Genomic DNA, 431 nt, shown 5'->3' with positions numbered 1-431 from the left:
TTTCCAGGTTGAGGATGCCGATGCGGTCCGCTTCCTGTTCATTCTGCCGCGAGAAGCGCCGTTGTTCCTGCAACGCCGCAGCCTGGGTGCCAGCGATGGTGGCGATGCCAGCATCACCGCCGCCTGCCGCCGCGATGACGATACCCGCCAGCAACGCGGCCATCATCGGCACCTGCATTCTTTGTGAGGCTTCGACGCCTCGAGCGAAGTGACGTTGCGACAAGTGCGCCAGTTCGTGAGCGAGCACCGAGGCGTATTCACCTTCGGTCTGGGCGTTGAGGAACAGGCCGCCGTTGACCCCGACCACGCCGCCCGGCGCTGCGAAGGCGTTGAGTTGTGGGCTGTTGATCAGGATGAATTCCAGGCGCCTGTCGGAGACCTGGCTGGTCTCGACCAGCTTGTACACGCTGGATTCGACGTAATCCTTGAGC

Annotated in this window: 1 protein-coding gene; it reads right to left on the bottom strand. The window is 62.9% G+C overall.

The window, feature by feature from the left end:
- The coding region (locus tag J5M71_RS28810) for a M48 family metalloprotease (protein WP_207839089.1) at positions 1-431 on the bottom strand (431 nt) is incomplete at both ends.

The organism is Pseudomonas sp. 43(2021), from assembly GCF_017490805.1.
Taxonomy (GTDB): Bacteria; Pseudomonadota; Gammaproteobacteria; order Pseudomonadales; family Pseudomonadaceae; genus Aquipseudomonas.
Note: the sequence above shows the minus strand (reverse complement) of the source record. Positions and strands in the feature narration are given on the sequence as shown.